Source organism: Streptomyces sp. NPDC089915 (genome assembly GCF_040684675.1).
GTDB lineage: Bacteria > Actinomycetota > Actinomycetes > Streptomycetales > Streptomycetaceae > Streptomyces.
Window position 1 is genome coordinate 1 of sequence record NZ_JBFBGN010000285.1, and the last position, 2,763, is coordinate 2,763.

The window sequence follows — 2,763 nt, forward strand, 5'->3', positions numbered from 1 at the left end:
GGCGGTGGCGCCGTCCTCGACGGAGTCGGCGCGGATCTCCAGGCACTTGCCCGAGTCCATGTGGACCAGGGTCGTCGACCCGCCCGGATTGGTCGTGGTCCACTTCTGGCTGGAGGAGTTGTTGCACGTCCACTGGTTGGCCGTCGCACCGTCCTCACCCGCGCTACGCCGGATCTCCAGACACATCTGCGTCCCCGCGTTCACCCACGACCGCAGCCCTCCCCCCACCACCGGCGCCGGCTTCGGCGCAGGCTTGGGCTCCTGGGTCTTCGGCGGCACCACCGGGACGGAACCCTCCGGCTTCGGCGTGGCCGGGGGAGCGGGCTGCTCCTCGTCCGCGTCCGGTGACGACGCCGATGCGGACGGGCCCGGGGACGGCTCGCCGGACGGTCCGGAGGGCAGGGGACCGGGGCTCTCGGCGGGCGGTGCGGCGGCCTCCGGACCCGGTGTCGCCGGGGTGTCGAGCCGTGTCTCGGGGCCGCGGTCCCCGGCCCCCCGCCGGTACTCGGAGATGGCCATGCCGCCGACCACGCAGGCGGCGACCAGGACGACGAGGCCGACTCCGGCCGGCAGCCGCAGCCCCCGGCGCCGGGCGCCCTCCTGCCCCGGGCCGTCTCCGACGGGGCCGACCTCGGCACCGGAGGAGCCCCGCCCCCCGCCCGTCCCGTCCGGCGAGGTGCCCCCGGCCCCGTCCACACGGGGAAGCGCGTCAGCAGCCGCTGCCGCAGGGACCGGGCCGCCCGAGGCATCGACCCCGTCACGGGCCGCGCCGCCTTCGGCGTCCGCCCCGCCGCCCCGGTCACCGCCGTCCTCCGGCATACCCGGCGCACCGCCCGCCACCGCCACGCCGGCGCCGACGGGCCCGGCATTGGTACCGGCATCGGCGTCAGCTGTTCCGGGGGCCGGTGCGGAGCCGTCGGGGCTCCACTCGCGCAGGGCGTCCTGCTGCCGGGCCGCGGTGTCGTGGAGCGCGGCGAGGCTGCCGATCAGCTCGCTCCCCGTCGCGGCGGACGCGTCCTCGCCGTCGGGCTCCTCGCCGGCCCGCGACCGGGCCGCACCGTAGGCCTTCAGCGTCTCCTCCCGCACCCGGCGGGCCTCGGCGACCTGCTCGCGCAGGGCGTCGAGCTGCGCCGCGATCATCTCCGTGGGGCGGCCGGAGAGGTCCGCGCTCCCCGCGGCGGCGGGCTGCCGCGCCGCCTCTCCCTCCAGCACGTCGATCCGGGCGAGGAGCGCCTTGATGAGGCCGCCCATGTCGGCGATGTCCTGCTTGGCCCGCTGGAGGGCCTCGCCGAGCCCGATGTCGGGCCGGTCCTCGGGCTCCGCGGTCATGGCCAGCTCGTGGAGCCGGCGTGCCTTGGCCAGCACGGCCTCCCGGCCGCGGGCGTCGCGGACACGGTCCTTGACCACGCTGTTGAGCCGGGGCAGCGGAATGAGCTGGGTCCCGGAGCGGTACTCGCCCCACAGCGTCTTGCCGCCCTCGTAGCGCTCGGCGAGCTCCCGCAGGCTCATGCCGTCGGTCAGGTCCCGCAGGAACCGCGCCACATCGTTGGCCGCATCCGTCGCCCCTCTCGGGTCCCTCGGCGGGCGCCCCGACTTGACCATCTCTCCCCCTCGACCCCTCGACTTGTCCGCGGACAACCCCTGTTGTCCACCCCCGACATGTGCGTGACCTGCCCGTACGCCGCAGCGGACAGCGGACGCCCCGTCGGTGCCCCCACTCTGGGCGCACCGCCCGGACCACCGCCCGGACCGATCGCCGACGAAGCCGTCGGGGGCCGGTACCGCGTACGCGCTACCCGCCTCAGGCGACACAGAACAGGTCCGGTGGACGGCCGTCCAGCAGAGGGAGTCCAGTTGTCTCAAATACGTGTGCCGTCGTGCGTCGCGGCGGCGGTCGTCCTGGCCTGCCTCGTGGCGGCGTTCCTGCCGGTGCGGCCCCATTCCGCCGAGCGGACCGGCGCCACCATCGGCAGCGCCGCGGCCGTGGTGCCGCTGAAGGTCGGAGGCCCCGTCACCCGTGCGCAGGTGATCCGGCGGGCCCGGTCATGGGTGGACCAGAAGGTTCCCTACAGCCAGCAGGGCTACTGGCCCGAGAAGGCCACAGGGCGCACGTGGAGGACCGACTGCTCCGGGTTCGTCTCCATGGCCTGGATGCTCCCGGCCAGCGAGAACACCGACAGCCTCCCGAGCCGGGCGAAGGAGATCAGCACCTCCGAGCTCCGCCCGGGCGACATCCTGAACTCGGTCGGCGAGGGCCACGTGGTGCTCTTCGACGACTGGATCGACAAGGCGAAGGGCACCTTCTCCTTCTACCAGGAGAGCAACAAGGACGTCCCGACGAACAGGTCGACCGGCAGCCTCAAAGCCGCCAAGATCGCCGGTATTCACACCAGCACCTACAAGGCCCTGCGTTACACCCACATCGTCGAGGACGACCCCGCACCCGAGGCCACACCGAAGCCGAAGGCTCCACAGCCGACGCCGACGCCGAAGCCGACGCCGAAGGCTCCGACGCCCACGCCGGTCCCAGTGGTCGGGGGAGGGCTGCGGACATGGGTGAACGCGAGCACGCGCATGTGTCTGGAGATCCGGCGTAGCGCGGGTGAGGACGGGGCGACGGCGAACCAGTGGACCTGCAACAACTCCTCCAGCCAGAAATGGACCACCACGAACCCGGCCGGGGGGCCGACGACGGTCGTCCACATGGACTCGCGCAAGTGCCTGGAGATCCGCGGGGACTCGGTGGCGGACGGCGCCACCGCG

Annotated in this window: 2 protein-coding genes; one reads left to right on the forward strand and one right to left on the reverse strand. The window is 74.0% G+C overall.

Annotation, left to right across the window (positions count from 1 at the left end; translation table 11 throughout):
* The coding region (locus AB0O29_RS34885) for an RICIN domain-containing protein (protein WP_365160171.1) at positions 1-1,542 on the reverse strand (1,542 nt) is incomplete at its 3' end.
* Positions 1,543-1,854: 312 nt separating this feature from the next.
* On the opposite strand from AB0O29_RS34885, the gene AB0O29_RS34890 reads away from it, so the two are divergent.
* Positions 1,855-2,763, forward strand: a 909-nt coding sequence (locus tag AB0O29_RS34890; RefSeq protein ID WP_365160174.1) for an RICIN domain-containing protein, incomplete at its 3' end; no start/stop codon positions are given.